The organism is Stenotrophomonas maltophilia group sp. SKK55 (assembly GCF_057179845.1).
On the sequence record NZ_JBXUHP010000001.1, the window covers coordinates 39,871 to 60,488 of the forward strand.

Here is a 20,618-nt window from a genome sequence, read left to right on the forward strand (position 1 = left end):
CCTGCCCTGCACTAGGCTTCCCGTTTTTCGCGACGCCCCAGGGGAGTCACTCACATGGTCGAAGGTTTGGGCAGGATCGGCTTCGGCCTGTTCGGGTTGGCGGTGCTGATCGGCATCACCTGGTTGTTTTCCAGCAACAAGCGTGCGGTTGACTGGAAGCTGGTTGCCACCGGTATCACCCTGCAGATCGCCTTCGCGGCGCTGGTGATCCTGGTGCCGGGCGGGCGCGACGTGTTCGATGCGCTGGGCAAGGGCTTCGTCAAGGTCCTGAGCTTCGTCAACGAGGGTTCGGGCTTCATCTTCGGCTCGTTGATGGACACCAAGAACTACGGCTTCATCTTCGCCTTCCAGGTGCTGCCGACCATCATCTTCTTCTCGGCGCTGATGGGGGTCATGTACCACCTCAACGTCATGCAGGCGATCGTGCGCGTGATGGCCTGGTCGATCACCAAGGTGATGCGCGTGTCCGGCGCGGAAACCACCAGCGTCTGCGCCAGCGTCTTCATCGGCCAGACCGAGGCGCCGCTGACCGTGCGCCCGTACATCGCCAGGATGACACAGTCCGAGCTGCTGACCATGATGATCGGCGGCATGGCGCACATCGCCGGCGGCGTGCTGGCGGCCTACGTCGGCATGCTCGGCGGTGGCGACCCGGTGCAGCAGGCCTTCTATGCGAAGCACCTGCTGGCGGCGAGCATCATGGCCGCACCGGCCACCCTGGTCGTGGCCAAGCTGCTGATTCCGGAAACCGGCACCCCGCTGACCCGCGGCACGGTGAAGATGGAAGTCGAGAAGACCTCCAGCAACATCATCGACGCGGCCGCTGCCGGTGCCGGTGACGGCCTGAAGCTGGCGCTGAACATCGGCGCGATGCTGCTGGCCTTCATCGCCCTGATCGCACTGCTGAACGCCCCGCTGACCTGGATCGGCGATGTGACCGGCCTGGCCGCTGCCATCGGCAAGCCGACCAACCTGTCGACCATCTTCGGTTACGTGCTGGCCCCGATTGCCTGGGTGATCGGTACCCCGTGGGCTGATGCCACCACCGTCGGTTCGCTGATCGGCCAGAAGGTCGTGATCAACGAGTTCGTGGCCTACACCGAGCTGTCGCAGATCGTGAACGGCCAGGTGGCGGGCGTGAGCCTGTCCGACGAAGGTCGCCTGATCGCCACCTACGCGCTGTGCGGCTTTGCCAACTTCAGCTCGATCGCGATCCAGATCGGCGGCATCGGCGGCCTGGCGCCGGAACGTCGCCACGATCTGGCCAAGTTCGGCCTGCGCGCGGTGTTGGGCGGTACCATTGCCACCTTCATGACGGCGACCATCGCCGGCGTGCTGACGCACTTCAGTTGAACCCCTGGTTGAGAAAAGATTTCCTATGAGCAGCAGTGTCGTTGTCGTCGGTTCCTTCAATGTCGATCACGTGTGGCGGTGCGAGTCGCTGCCGGCACCGGGTGCGACCATTGCCGGCCGCTACAGCACCGGCCCCGGTGGCAAGGGCTTCAACCAGGCGGTCGCGGCCTGCCGCGCCGGCGCCGACACGCACTTCGTGTGCGCGCTGGGCGATGACGCCGGTGGCGCCACCGCGCGCGAACTGGCCGCGCAGGATGGCTTCGGCCTGATTGCCGAAGCCAGCAGCGAGCCGACCGGCACTGCGGGCATCTATGTGGACGCGCGCGGCCGTAACACCATCGTGATCGGCCCGGGCGCCAACGCCGCGCTCAGCACCGACTTCCTGCAACAGCAGCAGGCATTGCTGACCGGCGCCAAGGTGGTGCTGGTACAGCTGGAATCGCCGGTGCAGACCATCGAAGCGGCGCTGGCCACGGCCCGCGAGGCCGGTGTCACCACCGTGCTCAACACCGCACCGGCCGACGCGCCCTCGACCATCGGCCTGCTCAAGCTGGCCGATGTGATCACCCCGAACGAGACCGAGTTCGCCGCGCTGCTCGGCCGCCATGTCGGTGAGCGCGTGGATGCCAACGATGTCGCCGCGCTGGATGGCGCCAGCCTGCATGCGCTGTGCCGCAAGCTGGTCGGCAACGGTACCGTGGTGGTGACCCTGGGTTCGGTGGGCGTGTTCGTCTCGCATGCCGACGAGAACCTGCGCGGCGATACCCAGCCGTACTACCGCGTCGGCGCCGAGCAGGTGCAGGCCATCGACACCACCGGTGCCGGTGATGCCTTCAACGGTGCGCTGGCCGCGTCGCTGGCGCAGGTGGCCGACGCCCCGTTCGCCCGCCACGTGCGCTTTGCCAACCAGTTCGCCGGTCGCTCGACCGAGAAGGAAGGCGCTGCAGCGGCGATGCCGCGCTTCACCCCGGCCGACGCCGAAGCCAAGTAATTCCACGCCACGCGTGGATGACAAGGCCCAGGTGCACAGGCACCTGGGCCTTTCTTTTGCACATTGCCCAGCCCCTGCGACCGCCTGTCGCATTGCCCACATCCTGCCCCTCGCTCACGATCCGCGCAGCTTCCTTGCACGGGCAGGACATGGACGGATTCCCCTGGTTGCTGGTCGCGGCCGCAGGCAGTGCCGCTGCGGCGCTGCTGCATATCGGCTGCATCGCCTTCGGCGCCGCGTGGTACAGATACTTCGGTGCCGGCCAGCGCGTGGTCCGGCTCGCGCATGCGGGGCACTGGTGGCCACCGCTGATGACCGCCGGCATCACTGCCGTGCTGGTGGCCTGGACCCTGTACGCACTGGCCGCCGCGGGCTGGCATTCGCCGCTGCCGGCCAGCCGCCTGGTCCTGCCCGCCATCGCTGCCTTGCTGCTGCTGCGCGCCGCGATGGGCTTCGGCCTGGCGCTGTTCCGGCCGGGGTACAACGGCCGGCGCTTCTGGGTGGTCAGTTCGCTGGCCTGCCTGGGCCTGGGGCTGGCCTTCGCCCTGGGTACCCGCCAGGCCTGGCAGAGCCTGGGTTAGCCACCTACCATCGCCCGCCCTTGGGGGCGGCGGAAGCAACCGTCAAGCATCTGCTGATGCCGGTACGGCATGAGGTCGGTGCCGATCGGCCTGAACCCGGGGCCCGCCGACACCGCCCAGGCCGCGCCCGCGCTCTACAATGGGCGCATGCAGATCGGCCCGTACACCATTGCCCCCAACGTCGTGCTGGCACCCATGGCCGGCGTCACCGACAAGCCCTTCCGCCTGCTGTGCAAACGGCTGGGCGCGGGACTGGCCGCCTCGGAAATGACCATCAGCGACCCGCGCTTCTGGAACACGCGCAAGTCGATCCACCGCATGGACCATGACGGCGAACCGGCACCGATCAGCGTACAGATCGCCGGCACCGAGCCGCAGCAGCTGGCCGAAGCCGCGCGCTACAACGTCGACCACGGCGCGCAGATCATCGACATCAACATGGGCTGCCCGGCCAAGAAGGTGTGCAACGCCTGGGCCGGCTCGGCGCTGATGCGCGACGAGCAGCTGGTGGCACGCATCCTCGAAGCCGTGGTCAACGCGGTGGACGTGCCGGTCACGCTGAAGATCCGTACTGGCTGGGATTGCGACCACCGCAATGGCCCGGTCATTGCCCGCATTGCCGAAAACAGCGGCATCGCCGCGCTGGCCGTGCACGGCCGCACCCGCGACCAGCATTACACCGGCCAGGCCGAATACAGCACCATTGCCGAGATCAAGGCCGCGCTGCGCATTCCGGTGATCGCCAACGGCGATATCGATTCGCCGCAGAAGGCCGCCTACGTGCTGCAGCAGACCGGCGTGGACGCGGTGATGATCGGCCGTTCCGCACAGGGCCGGCCGTGGATCTTCCGCGAAGTGGCGCACTACCTGGCCACCGGCGAGGAACTGCCGCCGCCATCGCTGGCGGAAGTGCGCGACATCCTGCTCGGCCACCTGCATGCGCTGCACGCGTTCTACGGCGAACCGCAGGGCGTGCGCATCGCGCGCAAGCACCTGGGGTGGTATGCCAGGGACCGGCCGGAGAATGCCGCTTTCCGTGCGGTGGTCAACCGTGCCGAAGACCCTCAGAGCCAGATCGCGCTGACCACCGAGTACTTCGACCGCCTGATTGCCGGGGAACCGGCGCTGCCTTCGGCGGCCTGACCGCACTGCCGCGTCACAACGTCGAGCCTGCTCGACCGAATTGAACTCCCAGAGCCCGCCTCCATGACCCCGCCGATCTCCTCTCCGACCTACCTGCACGGGTTTTCCGGCACCGAACAGCAGCGCCTGATGACCCAGGCGCGCCTGCTGGAATCGAGCATCTTCGGCCAGATCGACTACAGCGGTGCACGGCGCCTGCTGGAAGTCGGCAGCGGCGTCGGTGCGCAGACCGAGATCCTGCTGCGCCGCTTCCCCGAGCTGCACGTGACCGGCGTGGACCTGAGCGAAACGCAGCTGGCCACGGCGCGCGAGAACCTGGCGCGCACGCCGTGGTGCAGCGACCGCTACACCCTGCAGCAGGCCGACGCCGGTGAGCTGCCATTCGAGGCGCGCAGCTTCGATGCGGCGTTCCTGTGCTGGGTGCTGGAACACGTCCCCTCCCCTGCCCGCGTGCTGAGCGAAGTGCGCCGCGTGCTGGCACCGGGTTCGCCGGTCTACATCACCGAAGTGATGAATGCCTCGTTCCTGCTCGACCCGTACTCGCCGCACATCTGGCGTTACTGGATGGCCTTCAATGACTTCCAGTACGACCATGGCGGCGATCCATTCGTCGGCGCCAAGCTGGGCGACCTGCTGCTGGCCGGTGGCTTCCGCGACGTGCATACCGAGATCAAGACCATCCACCTGGACAACCGCGAACCGGCGCGTCGCAAGACCATGATCGCGTTCTGGGAGCAGCTGCTGCTGTCGGCGGCCGACCAGCTGCTGCAGGCCGGCTCGGTGGACGAGGACACCGTGGAAGGCATGCGCCGCGAGTTCCGCCTGGTGCAGAACGACCCGAATGCGGTGTTCTTCTACTCGTTCGTGCAGGGCCGCGCCACGGTGTATTGAGCCGGTGTTCTGCTGCCGATTGAGGGCGTAGAGCCACGCCATGCGTGGATCCACTGATCAATGCACGGCGGTGTGGTCGGCCGCGCCCGGCACCGCCGCCGGCTCCTGCCAGATCCGCTGCCACATCGCCGCCAGGCGGCGACCAGCGTCGGCACGCGCGGCGGGACTGCTGTAGTCCACCCGCACCTGCTCGGGAACGATCGCCCGCCACTGCCCGTCGGCCTGCCCGGCCACGACGAAATTGAAGGTGTAGTCCGGCTCCAGCCCCATACGCAGGTCGCTCAGCACCAGCCTTCCGTCCACGACCTGCGCACGCATGAAGCCACGGTTGAACCATTGCAGCTGCTGCACCGCCGGGATGGCCTGCGCTTCGCGCAAGGCCTGTACGTTGGACGCATGGCCTTCGAACCGCATCGGCCCGTGGTCGGCCAGCAGCGAACGGTCAGCCACCACGTAGCCGCTGGGTGTCATCGCCACCACCCGCCACAGCAGGGTGTTGAACGGCATCGGCACCGAGAAGCGCGGCGCATCGCCCAGGCCCATCGCGGCCAGGCTCTGCTGCGCGGCCCGATCGACCTGCGCCTTGGCGATCAGCCCCCAGCCCAGGTAGCCACTGCTGAGCAGCAACGCCGCGCCCAGCACCTTGCCCGCCCAGGGCCGCGCACGACCGAACCAGGCCAGCACGCAGCCCAGCAGCAGCCACACCGTGTAGCCGGGGTCGATGATGAAGACGCTGGAGCCCATGGTTGGGTGTGGCCGCAGCGGCCACCACAACTGGGTACCGTAGACGGTGAACGCATCCAGCACGGGATGGGTGACCAGCGCCAGCTGGATCGCCCAGAACCAGCGCAGCGGTGACTGCGCGACCCGGCCGTTGCCGAAGCGCTTGAACAACCACCAGATCAGTGCGGCCACCCAGGGCAGCACCAGCAGCGAATGGCTGAAGCTGCGGTGTTCGGTCATGTTCGCCACCGGGTCGGCCGCAGTGAAGCCAAGCCACAGGGCGTCGAGGTCCGGCAAGGTGCCGAGCGCGGCACCGGCCAGCAGGGCCGCGCGGCGATGGCCGGGCGGAGCGATGGCAGCAGCGACTGCGCCACCGAGCACGATCTGGGTCAGGGAATCCATGGACCGATGCTAGCGGCTTGCGCGCGGTGTATGTAGAGCCGAGCCCATGCTCGGCTGCTCTTCGTTGCGCGTAACGTCAGCCGAGCATGGACTCGGCTCTACAGCGGGACGGACGCGGGCTATGCCGCTTGCGACAACCGCGCGCCGGGCAGTTCCAGCAGGGTCTGGCCGCTGTGGTCGAGCAGGCGCAGCGCGCCGTCGTGGTCTTCGACCAGCGCGGTCAGGCTTTCCACCCAGTCACCATCGTTGGCATAGACCAGGCCATCGCGTTCGACCAGCGCGGCGCGGTGGATATGCCCGCAGACGATGCCGTCCAGGCCGCGTCGGCGCACGTCGTCCAGCCCGGCCTGCACGAAACGCTCGATGTAGCGTTCAGCGGCGCCACTGCGCTTCTTCAGGAACTCCGACAGCGACCAGTAGCGCATGCCCAGCCGCCGCCGCACTGCATTCAAGGCCTGGTTGCCGGTGAGGATGCGGTAATACAGCCAGTCGCCGAATTTTTCCTGCAGGCCGCCGAAGTGGGTCACGCCGTCATACTCGTCGCCGTGCGCGACCAGCAGCCGGCGGCCATCGGCGGTCACGTGGATGGCGCGGCGGCGCACCTGCATCGCCGGCAGCATCAGACCGCAGACCTGGCGCAGCGAAGCATCGTGGTTGCCCGGAATGTAGATGATCTCGGTGCCGGCACGGCGCAGCGCGTGCAGCGCCTGGATGACCTCGCTGTGCGACTGCCGCCAGGTGGCACGGCGGTGCGCCATCCACCACAGGTCGATGATGTCGCCCACCAGGTACAGCCGTTCACAGCGCAGCTGCGAGAGGAATCGCGCCAGCTCGGTGGCATGGCAATGGCGCGAGCCCAGGTGCACGTCGGAGACGAACACTGCGCGCCGGCGCGGCGACAGGTTCGCCAGCGTGCTCATGCCGGCGTCCCCGCGTCGCGCAGGTAACGTTTGCGCTTGTTCGGCCGGACCGCGCACAGGTCCACCTCGATCAAGCCGTCGATCGAATCGCTGAAGTCAGGGTCGACGCCGAACGCAAGGAAACGCGCGCCTCCGGGTTCGCACAGATCGGTGTACTGGCGGTACAGCGTGGGGACGCCGGTACCGAGCGCAGCCAGGTTGGCCTTCAGCACGTCGAACGCAGCGCTTGCATCCAGCTCACCGAAACTGGGCGGCGCAGCGAAGTACTGGAAGGGGCGGTTCGATTCGGCCAGGCCCGCGCTACCGCTGTAATAGCGCTGGTAGTACGCCACCAGCTGCTCGCGTGCGTCGCGCGGCAGCGCCGCACTGATCGACACCGCGCCGAACAGGTAGCGGATCCCCGGCCGGCACTGCAGGTAGGCACCGATGCCCTGCCACAGGTAGTCCAGGCTGCGGCTGCCCCAGTAATCGGGCACCACGAAGCTGCGGCCCAGTTCCAGGCCCTCGGCGATGTGGGTGATGGCATCGTCGGAATAGCGGAACAGCGACGCGCTGTAGAGCCCGGACAGGCCGTGCCGGGCCAACGCGTGGGCACCACGCATGATCCGGTACGCGCCAGCGATGCGCTGCGCGGCGGCGTCCCAGATCACGATGTGCTCGTACTGCGGGTCGTAGTTGTCGAGGTCGCGGCTGCGGCCGGTGCCCTCACCCACCTGGCGGAAGGTCAGTTCGCGCAGGCGGCCCAGTTCCAGCAGCAGTGGCGAATCGGCAGTGCAGGTGGCCAGCAGGATCTGCTTGCCGTCGGCGGTCTGGCCCAGCTGGGTGGCGGCAGCAATGCCAGCGGCGACCTGCGAAGGTGGCACCGGGGCGGCCAGCGGCTCAGGGCCCGCGCAGGCAGCGGCATTGCCGGCCGCGCCATTGCGGCCCAGCGCATAGAGTGCGCGGCGTACCGCCAGCAGTTGGGCACCCGGGTCACCGCCATCGCCCAGCCGCATCGGCTCGCCGATGCTCAGCCGCAGCGGGCGGCCACGACGGGTGAACATCTCGCGCGCCAGGAGCGCGGTACCGGCCGGCTTGAACAGGGTCGAGGCGCCATAGAACAGTGCCGAGTTGCGCGCTTCCACCCGCACCGGCAGCACCGGTGCACCGGCGGCGCGGGCAAAACGGACAAATCCCCGCTGCCAGCGGCCATCGCGGATGCCGCGCAGCGACAGGCGCGAGACCTCGCCAGCCGGGAACACGATCACGCACTGCTCGGCGGCCAACGCCTGCTCCACCGCATGCAGACTGCCGCGCTGCACCTTGCCGCCCAGGATGCGCACCGGCAACAGCAGATCCTGCAGCGGAGCGATCGCCCCCAGCAGGTCGTTGGCCACGATCCGCACATCGCGGCGGATACGGCCGACTGCGTCCAGCAAGGCCAATGCGTCCAGCGCCCCGGAAGGGTGGTTGGCGACAATCAGCAGGCGGCCGGTGGCCGGAATCTTCGCCAGCGCAGCCGGATCCACCTGGTACTGGCCGCCGATGAACTCCAGGCCGGCGGCGACGAAACCGAAGCCGCGCAGGCCTGAGCTGCGCTGCAGGAAGGCTTCGATCTGGTCCAGGCGCGACCAGCGGCCGACGCTGCGCAGCAGCGGCCGTGCCAGCTGGCCACGGCGGCCATGGAACCAATCGGGGAAACGTTGCTGGAGACGCTGTTCGAGTTCCTGCATGGCGGATCCACTGATGCCCGGCGGCCGGATTGGCCGACAGCCTGCGCCCGGCAGGCGGCAGCCAGATGGCGGTTTCGGGGCAGAACGATGACGGCCGGCCCTCTTGACGGCCGGGTCGCGGCCTGCGCGGTCGGGGGTTGGGCAGCCCCGTCTGTTGTCACGCTGGTGGAACACTGGGCCTCGAGGCCGGCCCCCAATCCCGTCGTGACGGCCCCTGCCGGGCCTACGCGGGCTTAACCACCGGCAACCGGTACGGGTTCACAATGCACAGGCGGCGCACCCCGTGTATCATGCGCGCCCATCTTTCCATCCGAATCAAGGGATATTACGCCTGATGTCCAGCTATCTCTTCACCTCCGAGTCGGTCTCCGAAGGCCATCCGGACAAGGTTGCCGACCAGATCTCCGATGCGGTGCTGGACGCGATCCTGACCCAGGACCAGCGCGCCCGCGTGGCCTGCGAGACCATGGTCAAGACCGGCGTTGCCATCGTGGCCGGTGAAATCACCACCAGCGCCTGGATCGACCTGGAAGCGCTGACCCGCAAGGTCATCACGGACATCGGTTACGACAGCTCCGACGTCGGCTTCGACGGCGCCACCTGCGGCGTGCTGAACCTGATCGGCAAGCAGTCGCCGCACATCGCCCAGGGCGTGGACCGCAAGAAGCCGGAAGAAATGGGCGCTGGCGACCAGGGCCTGATGTTCGGCTATGCCACCAACGAGACCGACAGCTACATGCCGGCCGCGATCCACCTGTCGCACCGCCTGGTCGAGCAGCAGGCCAAGATCCGCAAGAAGAAGAACTCGCCGCTGTCGTGGCTGCGCCCGGACGCCAAGAGCCAGGTCACCCTGCGCTATGAAAACGGCGTGGTCTCGGCCATCGACGCCGTGGTCCTGTCGACCCAGCACGCCCCGGGCATCAAGCAGAAGGACCTCATCGAGGCCGTCCGCGAAGAGATCATCAAGCCGGTGCTGCCGGCCAAGTGGCTGCACAAGGGCACCAAGTTCCACATCAACCCGACCGGCAAGTTCGAGATCGGCGGCCCGGTGGGCGACTGCGGCCTGACCGGCCGCAAGATCATCGTCGACACCTACGGCGGCTGGGCCCGTCACGGTGGTGGTGCTTTCTCCGGCAAGGACCCGTCCAAGGTCGACCGCTCGGCCGCCTACGCGGCCCGCTACGTCGCCAAGAACGTGGTTGCCGCCGGCCTGGCCGACCGTTGCGAAGTGCAGGTCTCCTACGCCATCGGCGTGGCTGAGCCGACCTCGATCTCGGTCACCACCTTCGGCACCGGCAAGATCAGCGACGACAAGATCGAGAAGCTGATCCGCAAGCACTTCGACCTGCGCCCGTACGGCATCATCAAGATGCTGGACCTGATCCACCCGATGTACCAGCAGACCGCGGCCTATGGCCACTTCGGCCGCAAGCCGAAGGAGTTCAGCTACCTCAACGGCGAAGGCGAGACCGTCAACGCCACGGCCTTCTCCTGGGAGAAGACCGACCGCGCCGCCGCCCTGCGCGCCGATGCGAAGCTGAAGTAAGCAACACGAAGGGCCGCTCACGCGGCCCTTCTGCTTTCTGTAGAGCCGAGCCCATGCTCGGCTTTCTTTTTCCTGCGACAAGAGCAGCCGAGCATGGGCTCGGCTCTACAAGAGCTACGCCACGCCGATACAATCGCCCCATGTCGACCGAACTGAAAACCCACCAGCTGTCCATGACCGTGCTGATGTCGCCGGAGATGGCCAATTTCTCCGGCAAGGTCCATGGTGGCGCCATCCTGCGCCTGCTCGACCAGGTCGCCTACGCCTGCGCCAGCCGCTATGCCGGCAGCTACGTGGTCACCCTGTCGGTGGACCAGGTGATGTTCCGCCAGCCCATCGCGGTGGGCGAGCTGGTCACCTTCCTGGCCTCGGTGAACTACACCGGCACCTCATCGATGGAGATCGGCATCAAGGTGGTGGCCGAGGACATCCTCAAGCGCAGCGTGCGTCACGCCAACAGCTGCTTCTTCACGATGGTGGCGGTGGACGAGGAAGGCCGGCCGACGCCGGTACCGCCACTGCAACCGGCCACCTCCGACGAGAAGCGCCGCCAGGCCGCCGCACAGATCCGCCGCCAGCTGCGCCAGGAAATGGAACAGCGGCACCTGGAACTGCTGGCGTCGAATCCGCCGTCGCCGGAGGAGTGAGGGCGTGCGGGGCACGCCCCGCACCCACCGAGGCAGGTAGCGCCGGGCCATGCCCGGCGGATACGCATCACCCGGTGTTCTGCACACCCTGCGAAACGCCGTTCACGCACGCCACCAGGGCGCGCAGCAGATCGTCATCCTCGCGCCCGCTGGCCCGCCAACGCTGCAGCAGATCCACCTGCAGCACGCTGATCGGATCGACGTAGGGATTGCGCAGGCGGATCGACAGCGCCAGCCGCGCATCGTGGTCCAGCAGCGTCTGCTGGTCCATCAACGCCAGCAGCCAGCGCCGCGTGAGCTCCAGTTCGCGCTGCACCTGTGGGAAGAAGCGCCCGTGCAGTTCACCCGACAACAGCGAGAACTGCTCGGCGATGGTGATATCGCCCTTGGACAGCACCATCGCGATGTCATCCAGGAAGGTACGGAAGAACGGCCAGTCCCGCGCCATATCGCGCAGGGTCTGTTCGTGGCCGGCATCGACCGCGGCCTGCAGGCCACTGCCCACGCCGTACCAGCCGGGAATCACCGCACGCGCCTGGCTCCAGGCGAACACCCAGGGAATCGCACGCAGGTTGCCCAGTGCGGCGTCCTGGCCGAGACGACGCGACGGCCGTGAGCCCAGCGTCATCCGCTCGATCACGTCGATCGGCGTAGCGGTGCGGAAGTAGTCCATGAAACCGGGCTGGCCGACGAACGCGCGATACACCTCGCTGCTGGCCGCAGCCACCGCATCCATCACCGGCCGCCAGTCATCCTCGCGCGGCTCGGCGGCACGCGGGCGCAGGCTGGCGCGCAGCACTGCACCGGTGGCCTGTTCCAGCGAGCGCAGGGCCAGCGCGCGGATGCCGTACTTGCGATGGATCACCTCGCCCTGCTCGGTCACCCGCAGGCGGCCATCGATGCTGCCGCGTGGCGACGCATCCACGGCGTGGGTGGTCTTGCCACCACCACGGCTGATCGAGCCGCCCCGGCCATGGAAGAAGGTCAGGCGGATGCCGGCCTCGGCCGCCACCTCCAGCAGTTCCACCTGCGCGCGTTGCAGGCCCCAGCGCGAGGCGGCGATGCCGCCGTCCTTGCTGCTGTCCGAATAGCCCAGCATCACCATCTGCACGTCGTCGCGCGCACGCAGATGGGCGCGGTAGACCGGGTCGGCCAGCAGGTCACGCAGGGTCGCCGTACCGCGCTTGAGGTCATCCACCGTCTCGAACAGCGGCGCGATATCCAGCGGTACTGACCCGTTCTCTTCCACCAGGCCGCCACGGCGTGCCAGCGCCAGCACCGCCAGCACGTCGCTGCGGTCGTGTGCCATCGAGATGATGTAGCTGCCCAGTGCATCCCCGCCATGCCGCGCACGGGCATCGGCCAATGCAGCGAACACGGCGTCGAGCCGCCGGTTGCCTTCGTCGTCGCCTTCCGGCAACGGCACCTCACCGCTGGCATGCGGTGCCAGCAGGCGCGCGCGGCCCAATGCATCCAGGCCCTCCCACGCCGGGTCGCCGCCCAGCACCGCCGCCAGCGCGCGCGCATGCACGCTCGATTCCTGGCGCACGTCCAACCGCGCCAGATGGAAGCCGAAGGTCTTCACCCGCCACAGCAGGCGTTGTACGGCGAAGCCACCGGCATGCTCGCCGCGGTTCGCGCGCAGGCTGTCGAGGATCAGCTGCAGGTCGTCGATCAGTTCATCCGGGCCGGCGTAAGCGCCCTCGCCGTCTTCCAGCGTGGCCTGCAGGCGCGCGCGCATGCGATCGTTGAGCAGGCGGTAGGGCATGTCGGCATGGCGCGGGCGCGACTGCACCTGCGGCAGCAGCTGCTGGTAGTGCGCCACGCGCGCCTGCAGCGCATCGCTCACGCCCACCCGCTCGGTGGACTGGCTGAGCAGGCTGGCCAGCTGCAGCAGTTCCTTCTGGTAGCGCGCCAGTACCGCCTGCCGCTGCGCATCCAGCGTACTGCGGATGGTGTGGGCATCCACGTTCGGGTTGCCGTCCATGTCCCCGCCCACCCACGTACCGAAGCGCAGCAGGCGCGGCAACGGCAGTTCTTCACCGTAGGTATCGCGCAGCGCCTGCTGCAGAGATTCGTACAGCACCGGAATCACGCGGTACAGCACCTGCACCAGATAGAAGCCGACGTGCTCGCGCTCGTCATCGACAGTGGGCCGCACCGGCGAAGAGTCAGTGGTCTGCCACGACGCGGTCAGCGCCATGCGGAAGCGCGCAGCATCGGCGGCCGCTTCCCCCGGCGTGCGCTGGCCGTCGAGGTTGTCGACCAGGCTGGCCACCATCAGCTGCTCTTTCTCCAGCAGCGCACGGCGCACCGCTTCGGTCGGGTGCGCGGTAAACACCGGTTCGATATCGATGCGCGGCAGCCACTGCGCCAGCTCGTCCAGGCCCACGCCCTGCGCCTTCAGGTGCTGCAGCGCATCCTGCAGGCCGTCGGGCTGCGCCCCTGCCGTACCGGCACGCTGGTAGTCACGGCGGCGGCGGATGCGATGTACGCGCTCGGCAATGTTGACCACCTGGAAGTACGTGCTGAAGGCCCGCACCATGGTCTCGGCCTGCTGCGGCGTGCGCCCGGCCAGCCCTTCGGCCAGCTCCGACAGTGGTGCCTGGTTCTCGCGGCGGGCGATGGCGCGGGTGCGCACGTCCTCGACGTCGTCGAGGAAAGCCGCTGATACCTGCTCGACCAGCAGGTCACCGACCAGTGCGCCGAGCCGGCGCACGTCATCGCGAAGCGGAAGATCGGGAGAAGCAAACTCGATGCTGCTGCGGTACTCGTTCATCGGCGACGCACAGGCCTCGGTCAACGGATCCAGACCCCAAGCCTAAACCAGATTGCGCACGATGCTGCGATGCGGAAATGGTTTCATCTGCACGTATCTGCACGTATCTGCAGCAGAAGCAGCCGAGCGTGGGCTCGGCTCTACAGACATCATCACGCGCTATACCGTGTAGCGCCCGAGCCCATGCTCGGGCGGCGGCGCAGCCGCACAGGCGGCCCCTGTTGCAGGGGCCGCCCTCATGCAGGTATCAGCGCTTTTTCTTCGCCTTGCCCTGCTCGGCCGGGCCGATGGTCTGCTCCAGCCAGCGCTCGCTCTCGGCCAGCATGGTCATGATCGATTCGCGTGCGCGGTAGGCATGCGATTCGTTCGGCAGCATCACCAGCCGCGCGGTACCACCCAGGCCCTTCACCGCGGCGAACATGCGCTCGCTCTGGATCGGGAAGGTGCCGGAGTTGTTGTCGTCCACGCCGTGGATGAACAGGATCGGATCCTTGATCCTGTCGGCATAATTGAACGGCGCCATCTTCTGGTAGACGTCCTGCGCCTGCCAGTAGTTGCGTTCCTCGGCCTGGAAACCGAACGGGGTGAGCGTGCGGTTGTAGGCACCGCTGCGCGCGATGCCGGCCTTGAACAGGCGGGTGTGTGCCAGCAGGTTGGCGGTCATGAATGCACCGTAGGAGTGGCCACCGATGGCGATGTGCTCGCGATCGGTCACGCCACGCCGCACCACTTCATCCACCGCCGCCTGCGCATTGGCCACCAGCTGTTCGATGTAGGTGTCGTTCGGCTCCTTGTCGCCCTCGCCAATGATCGGCATCGACGGGCTGGCCAGCACCACATAGCCCTTGGCCAGGAACGCCTGCGGGCCCCAGTAGCTGACCGCATTGAAGCGGTACGGCGAATCGGTCACCTGGCTGGCCGCCGCCGCGCTCTTGAACTCACCCGGGTAGGCCCACATCAGCAGCGGACGCGGACCATCGCGCTTCGGGTCGTAACCCGGCGGCAGCAGCAGGGTCGCGGTCAGGTCGACCCCATCCTTGCGCTTGTAGCGGATCTGCTCCTTCTGCACGCCCTTCAGCTGCGGCAGCGGATGGGCGAAACGGGTCAGCGCGCGCGGTGCGGCACCGGCATCGGCCAGCGACTGCACATAGAAGTTGGCCGGCTCATCCGGGCTTTCACGGCTCAGCAGCAGCGAGCTGCCCTGGTCGTCCAGCAGCGCCACTGGCGCGGCGTAGCTGGGCGCCTGCGAGTGGAACAGGCGGGTGGCCTTGCCCGTGGCGATGTCGAAGCGGTCCACGAACGGGCGGTCGCCCTCCGGCGAAGCACCGGCGCCGGCCAGGTACAGGCTGCTGCCATCCGGGCTGGTCTGCAGCAGCGAGCGACCACGTTCATCGCTGGCCAGCAGCGGCCGCCCCGGATCGGCATAACGGTCCTGCGCGTCACGATCCCACAGCAGGCGCGGCTCGGCACCGGCGTTGTCCGGGGCGATCAGCCAAGTCTTGGTCCTGCGGGTCTTCCACCACGACTCGGTCAGCAGGGCCAGGTCGCCACGGCCCCAGTTGATACCCACCAGACGGCTGCCGAGCTGGGCCAGGGTGACCGGCGGCTTGTCGAACGGCGCGGCCTGCATCAGCACCGCATCGCGCACCTTGGCCTCCCGGTTCGGATCACCACCGTCCTGCGCTTCGGCCCAGACCAGGGTGGCATCGGCATCACCGCGCCAGCTGATGTCGCGCACGCCGGTCACTTCGGCGTCGTTGCCGGTCGGCAGGCCTTCCACCAGCGGGCGCACCGCCACGGTATGCACCAGCTTGCCGGTGGCACGGTCGATCACTTCAATGCGGCGCGGAAAACTGCTTACCGGCACCACGTAGGAGTACGGACGCTGCACCGGCTGGCGCAGCACGAAGCGGCCGTCAGGCGACACCGAGAAGCCCATGAAGATGCCGGCCGCACCGATCGCGCGGGTACTGCCATCCAGGCCGACTTCCATCGGCTGGGTAGTAGCGTAGTAATCGAACTGGCGAGCGTCGGCTTCGTTCTTCAGCAGGTCCTGGTAGGTGCGGATCGACACCACGCCGCCGCCCTGGCGGGTCTGCTGCACGGCAGGGCCGGTCGGGACGCCGTCGGCGGCCGGGGCTGGCCCCAGGTTGGCCGGGCGGGTGAACACCACCAGCCCGCGGCTGTCCGGCAGCCACTGGTAGCCGCTGCCGATCACCGTGTTCAGGCCGGCAACCAGGCGACGGGCACTGCCACCGGCCACATCCACCAGCCACAGTTCATTGGCGCCACTGGCGGCATCGACCTGGTTGAACGCCAGCCACTTCTGGTCCGGCGACCACATCACACTGGCGATCGACAGCGTGGCCGGCAGGCCACTGATCTGCCGCTCCTTGCCGTCGGCAACGTTCATCAGCCACAGCTTCTCGCCGAAGCTGAAGCGGCTGTCGGAGAACGTGCGCGGGTTGATGCGCAGGCCGGCCAGCTTCAGTTCCGGCTGCGCCACCACCTGGATCGACGGCAGCGACGGCATCTGCATCATCGCGGCCACGTCGCGGCGCGGCGACAGGAACAGCGACGGCGCGCGCGGGGCGTCGACCACCGCCTGCAGTGCGGCCGATGGCAGTTCGTAGCCATTGACGCCCTGCGCCTGCGCGGCAACGGGCTGCGAAGCGGCCGCCCAGGCCAGCGGGGCCACCGCCAGCAGCCCCATCGACAGGACCAGGCCGGTCCAGCGCCGTGTGCGGCGCGCGTGCATGCTCATCGTTCCACCTGTGTGATGCGTGAAAACACCGACCTTAACAGGCCGTGCACGTGGCCCCATCTGCCGATGGTTGGGTCATGCCGATGTCACGCTGGGGCCGCGATATAATGGGGGTTCTCCCCTGCCGAGGGGCGCTGCGACCGGATCCCACGAGGCCCGGCCAGGCTCGGTAAGGTGGCTTTGTAACAACGGCGCCCGGCTAGATGCGAGCATCCGCTCGCCCACAACCGGAGCACACGAATGAACGCTGTTGCCAAGACCTTCTCCACCGAAGGTGATTACAAGATCCGCGATATCACGCTGGCCGACTGGGGCCGCAAGGAACTGGACATCGCCGAGCACGAAATGCCGGGCCTGATGTCGATCCGCCGCAAGTACCAGGCCGAACTGCCGCTGAAGGGCGTGCGCGTGACCGGCTCGCTGCACATGACCATCCAGACCGCGGTGCTGATCGAGACCCTGAAGGACATCGGCGCCGATGTGCGCTGGGCCTCGTGCAACATCTTCTCGACCCAGGACCACGCGGCTGCCGCCATCGCCGCCACCGGCACCCCGGTGTTCGCCTGGAAGGGCGAGACCCTGGAAGAGTACTGGGACTGCACCCTGGACGCGCTGACCTTCACCCTGGCCGACGGCACCCTGACCGGCCCGGAACTGGTGGTCGACGACGGCGGTGACGTGACCCTGCTGATCCACAAGGGCTACGAACTGGAAAACGGCAGCGACTGGGTCAACACCCCCTCTGCCTCGCACGAAGAACAGGTCATCAAGAACCTGCTCAAGCGCGTGGCCAAGGAGCGCCCGGGTTACTGGGGCCGCGTGGTGAAGGACTGGAAGGGCGTCTCCGAAGAGACCACCACCGGCGTGCACCGCCTGTACCAGCTGGCCCAGGCCGGCACCCTGCTGATCCCGGCGATCAACGTCAACGACTCGGTCACCAAGAGCAAGTTCGACAACCTGTACGGCTGCCGCGAGTCGCTGGCCGACGGCCTGAAGCGCGCGATGGACGTGATGCTGGCCGGCAAGGTGGCCGTGGTCTGCGGCTACGGCGACGTCGGCAAGGGCTGCGCGGCCTCGCTGCGTGCCTACGGCGCGCGCGTGATCGTCACCGAGATCGACCCGATCTGCGCGCTGCAGGCGGCGATGGAAGGCTATGAAGTCAACACCATCGAGTCGACCCTGGGCCGTGCCGACCTGTATGTCACCACCACCGGCAACCGCGACATCATCCGCATCGAGCACCTGAGCGCGATGAAGGACCAGGCCATCGTCTGCAACATCGGCCACTTCGACAACGAGATCCAGGTCGACGCACTGGTGTCCTACCCGGGCATCAAGCACGTCAACATCAAGCCGCAGGTGGACAAGTACATCTTCCCGAACGGCAACGCGATCTTCCTGCTGGCCGAAGGCCGCCTGGTGAACCTGGGCTGCGCCACCGGCCACCCGAGCTTCGTGATGTCCAACAGCTTCGCCAACCAGACCCTGGCACAGATCGACCTGTGGGCGAACAAGGACAGCTACGAGAAGAAGGTCTACCTGCTGCCGAAGAAGCTGGACGAAGAAGTGGCCCGCCTGCACCTGGAAAAGATCGGCGTGAAGCTGACCACCCTGACCCAGGACCAGGCCGACTACATCGGCGTGCCGGTGGAAGGCCCGTTCAAGCCGGACCACTACCGCTACTGATGCCTGCGGGGTACCGGCCAGCGGCCGGCACTACAGGCGTACGCGGGGCCGGATCCCTTTCCGCATGAAAGGGCTCTGACCCCGGCAACGGATGCAGACAGGACGGGCGCCTTCGGGCGCCCGTCCTGCGTTGCGGCACCCGGCAAGCGATCCGCGCACCCTGTCAGGGAGCACTAAGAAGCCGCTTGCTAGGCTTTACGCCCGCGTGGGCTGCCAACGGCAGGCCATGCGCCGGGACGCAGACACCAAAGGACAGGACATGCCGCGCAACCGTGAACGACTGAACCGGGCCATGAAGCCCCTGATGCCCCTGTGCTGGGTGGCCCTGCTGGCCGCCTGCACCCCACCTGCCGGCGAAGCCGGCGCTACGGCTCCGGCTGCGGCCAGCGGACAGGCCAGCCCCGCAGGCAAGGCCGCCGACGCGCCCGCCACGGTCGCCGACACGAGCGCTGGCTGCGCCGATGCAGCGTCGCCGGCACAGACCCTGGTCTGCAAGGACCCGACCCTGACCGGCCTGGATGCGGACGTGGGCAAGGCGGTCACTGCCGCACAGGCCACGCTCGATGCAGCAGGGCAGAGCAAGCTGCACGCCGAACAGCAGCGCTGGCAGGAGCACACCCGCGACCTGTGCACCGATGCACAGTGCCTGCAGCAGGTGTACGCCGATCGCCTCAAGGTGCTGTCCGCTACGCGTGACGGCCTGGTCGACCAGGATGCATGCGAAGCCCCTGACGGCCAGCAGCAATGCGTGGACCTGCTGGTGCTGCGCGATCCCAACAGCCAGCTGGCGAACTTCAACACGCTGCTGGGTGAGAACGGCCAGGAAGGCCGCCTGCTGGGCTGCACGGCCGCCACGAACATGGGCGGCGGCCCCAACGCCCTGCTCGCAGCCAACTGCACCCAGGAAACCTCCGCCGGCAGGCGCAACGTGCAGCTGTGCAGCAACCAGATGGTTGGCCAGTTCGCCCTCGAACCGGCGCCGGCTGCTTACGGCACCCAGGCCATCCGCCAGCTGCTCGGCTTCACCCAGCAGCACTGCGCCGGCTGACAATCGCCGGGCACGCCCGGCGCTTTACCCTCATTGAAGGACGATGACCATGGCAACGGATTCCACCCTTACGCGCGAACAGCTGTCCACGCTGTTCCTCAACACCGAGCTCGGCGGCAACACCCGCCACCTGGACCACTTCTCATACGCACAGAAAGGCGCAAGCACCTATTCGTTCGGGCTGGTGCAGTTCGATGTCGGCGGCAATCCGCAGGCCAGGCGCTTCCTGCGCGACAACGGCTTCACCGATGGCGACATCGCACTGTTGTCCCAGCAGGGCGGATTAAGCACCCAGCAGCTGGCGGCGCTCGACGCCAAGTTGCAGGCCATTCCGCAGGCCAGGATGGACGAGCTCACCAACGCCAAGCTGGACAGCGCCATCGAGCGTGTCGATCAGGCCATCGCCAAGGTGCGTGCAACCAATCCGGCCGCGGCCGATGCCATCGCCGCCAACCCGGAGTTGCAGCTGGCCATGGCGGACTATGACAACCAGTTCGGCAGCATGGGCCCGCAGTTCATCAGCTATCTGGCCGGCAATGCGGAAAAGCTGCAGGGCGGCACCGTCCAGGCCGGCAATCCGCCGACGCGCGGCGACGTGCAGAACTTCGTCGATGCCACCAAGTACGGCATCCAGTCGCAGGCCGCCGTAGCCAGCCGCGATGAGCGCTTCGACCGGGCCATGGTCCAGATCGGCATCACCCCCACCCATGCTCCCTCGCACGGGTCACCGGGCACGCCTGCGGGCAACGGCGTGCTGGTCAACGGCAGCAAGGGCGATGAGGTGCAGGCCATGCAGCAGAAGCTGTCCGACCTGGGCTACCTGGGCAAGGATGGCAAGCCGCTGGTGGCCGATGGCGATTTCGGCCCCGGCACCGTGGAAGCGGTCAAGCAGTTCCAGCGTGACCACCAGCTCACCGTTGACGGCAAGGCCGGCGGCGCAACCCTGGGGGCGCTGGAGGCGGCCACGCAGCAGCGCGCACCGGCGGCCGAGCCGACCATGGCCACCCCGGGCCACGCCGACCACCCCCGCTACCAGCAGGTCGTGGAAAAGCTGGAGGCACTGGAAGAACAGCGTCGCCAGGGCGGCCTGTCGCCGCTGTTCAATGACCGCAGCCAGCTCGAGAACGCCGCAGGCCAGGTGGCTTACGAGTCAAAGTTGGCCGGCATGAGCCAGGTCGATACCGTGCTGGCGCGGCCGGACAACCAGGGCGTGTTCGCGGTGCAGGGCCAGCTCGGCGATCCCGCCATGCACCGCACCTACGTCGACCTGTCGCAGGCGGTGAACCAGAACCTGCAGGACAGCACGCGGCAGAGCCAGGCGCTGGACAACGAGCTGTCACAGCGGCAGACCCAGGAACAGATACAGACGCAGCAATCGATGTCGCGCTGATGCTGGATGCAGCCGATCGCAGCCGGGACGGGCGCCCTTGGG

The 20,618-nt window shown here is 67.7% G+C and carries 15 protein-coding genes and 1 riboswitch; of the genes, 10 read left to right on the forward strand and 5 right to left on the reverse strand.

Going from position 1 to position 20,618, the window contains the following annotated elements; all coding sequences use genetic code 11:
- Positions 1 to 54 precede the first annotated feature (54 nt).
- The 5 genes from AC2A1N_RS00205 to AC2A1N_RS00225 all read left to right on the forward strand — a co-directional run bounded on the left by AC2A1N_RS00205 (position 55) and on the right by AC2A1N_RS00225 (position 4,959).
- Entirely contained in the window at positions 55 to 1,353 is a 1,299-nt protein-coding gene (locus AC2A1N_RS00205; protein WP_134969291.1) for a NupC/NupG family nucleoside CNT transporter, read from the forward strand.
- A gap of 25 nt (positions 1,354 to 1,378) precedes the next feature.
- A complete protein-coding gene (locus tag AC2A1N_RS00210; protein ID WP_010481872.1) occupies positions 1,379 to 2,344 on the forward strand; it encodes a ribokinase in 966 nt (321 codons plus the stop codon).
- Positions 2,345 to 2,493: 149 nt separating this feature from the next.
- Complete coding sequence (locus AC2A1N_RS00215; RefSeq protein ID WP_061478370.1) at positions 2,494 to 2,925, forward strand: hypothetical protein; 432 nt, start codon at positions 2,494 to 2,496, stop codon at positions 2,923 to 2,925.
- 147 nt (positions 2,926 to 3,072) lie between these two features.
- Positions 3,073 to 4,068, forward strand: a complete 996-nt coding sequence (dusB, locus tag AC2A1N_RS00220; protein WP_111200860.1) for a tRNA dihydrouridine synthase DusB — start codon at positions 3,073 to 3,075, stop codon at positions 4,066 to 4,068.
- Between the two features lie 63 nt (positions 4,069 to 4,131).
- Entirely contained in the window at positions 4,132 to 4,959 is an 828-nt protein-coding gene (locus AC2A1N_RS00225) for a methyltransferase domain-containing protein (protein ID WP_242891008.1), read from the forward strand.
- A 57-nt stretch (positions 4,960 to 5,016) separates the two neighbouring features.
- On the opposite strand, the gene AC2A1N_RS00230 is transcribed toward AC2A1N_RS00225, so the two are convergent.
- The 3 genes from AC2A1N_RS00230 to olsF form a co-directional block, all read right to left on the reverse strand.
- Positions 5,017 to 6,084 (reverse strand): metal-dependent hydrolase, encoded by a 1,068-nt coding sequence (locus AC2A1N_RS00230; RefSeq protein ID WP_061478372.1) that lies wholly within the window; start codon positions 6,082 to 6,084, stop codon positions 5,017 to 5,019.
- A 119-nt stretch (positions 6,085 to 6,203) separates the two neighbouring features.
- Positions 6,204 to 7,004: a UDP-2,3-diacylglucosamine diphosphatase gene (locus AC2A1N_RS00235; RefSeq protein WP_061478373.1), complete on the reverse strand. Its 801-nt coding sequence runs from the start codon at positions 7,002 to 7,004 to the stop codon at positions 6,204 to 6,206.
- Complete coding sequence (olsF, locus tag AC2A1N_RS00240; protein ID WP_242891010.1) at positions 7,001 to 8,716, reverse strand: bifunctional ornithine lipid synthase OlsF; 1,716 nt, start codon at positions 8,714 to 8,716, stop codon at positions 7,001 to 7,003. Before olsF ends, AC2A1N_RS00235 begins: the two co-directional genes overlap by 4 nt.
- A gap of 334 nt (positions 8,717 to 9,050) precedes the next feature.
- On the opposite strand from olsF, the gene metK reads away from it, so the two are divergent.
- Both metK and AC2A1N_RS00250 read left to right on the forward strand, forming a co-directional pair.
- Entirely contained in the window at positions 9,051 to 10,262 is a 1,212-nt protein-coding gene (gene metK, locus AC2A1N_RS00245; protein ID WP_005408103.1) for a methionine adenosyltransferase, read from the forward strand.
- A 140-nt stretch (positions 10,263 to 10,402) separates the two neighbouring features.
- Positions 10,403 to 10,909 (forward strand): acyl-CoA thioesterase, encoded by a 507-nt coding sequence (locus AC2A1N_RS00250; protein ID WP_005415314.1) that lies wholly within the window; start codon positions 10,403 to 10,405, stop codon positions 10,907 to 10,909.
- Positions 10,910 to 10,976: 67 nt separating this feature from the next.
- Here the strand turns inward: AC2A1N_RS00250 and ppc are convergent, their stop codons facing one another.
- Both ppc and AC2A1N_RS00260 read right to left on the reverse strand, forming a co-directional pair.
- A complete protein-coding gene (ppc, locus tag AC2A1N_RS00255; protein ID WP_242891012.1) occupies positions 10,977 to 13,688 on the reverse strand; it encodes a phosphoenolpyruvate carboxylase in 2,712 nt (903 codons plus the stop codon).
- Positions 13,689 to 13,935: 247 nt separating this feature from the next.
- Positions 13,936 to 16,452 carry a S9 family peptidase gene (locus tag AC2A1N_RS00260; protein ID WP_242891014.1) on the reverse strand — a complete coding sequence of 839 codons (2,517 nt, stop codon included), beginning with the start codon at positions 16,450 to 16,452 and terminating at the stop codon, positions 13,936 to 13,938.
- 120 nt (positions 16,453 to 16,572) lie between these two features.
- A riboswitch (S-adenosyl-L-homocysteine riboswitch) is annotated at positions 16,573 to 16,656 on the forward strand.
- A 36-nt stretch (positions 16,657 to 16,692) separates the two neighbouring features.
- Here AC2A1N_RS00260 and ahcY point away from each other — a divergent pair.
- From ahcY to AC2A1N_RS00275, 3 genes are all read left to right on the forward strand, one after another.
- Positions 16,693 to 18,138: an adenosylhomocysteinase gene (ahcY, locus tag AC2A1N_RS00265; protein ID WP_049414067.1), complete on the forward strand. Its 1,446-nt coding sequence runs from the start codon at positions 16,693 to 16,695 to the stop codon at positions 18,136 to 18,138.
- A 292-nt stretch (positions 18,139 to 18,430) separates the two neighbouring features.
- A complete protein-coding gene (locus AC2A1N_RS00270) occupies positions 18,431 to 19,186 on the forward strand; it encodes a lysozyme inhibitor LprI family protein (protein ID WP_229298511.1) in 756 nt (251 codons plus the stop codon).
- A gap of 49 nt (positions 19,187 to 19,235) precedes the next feature.
- Complete coding sequence (locus tag AC2A1N_RS00275) at positions 19,236 to 20,576, forward strand: peptidoglycan-binding domain-containing protein (protein ID WP_242891017.1); 1,341 nt, start codon at positions 19,236 to 19,238, stop codon at positions 20,574 to 20,576.
- The last annotated feature ends 42 nt before the right edge of the window (positions 20,577 to 20,618 follow it).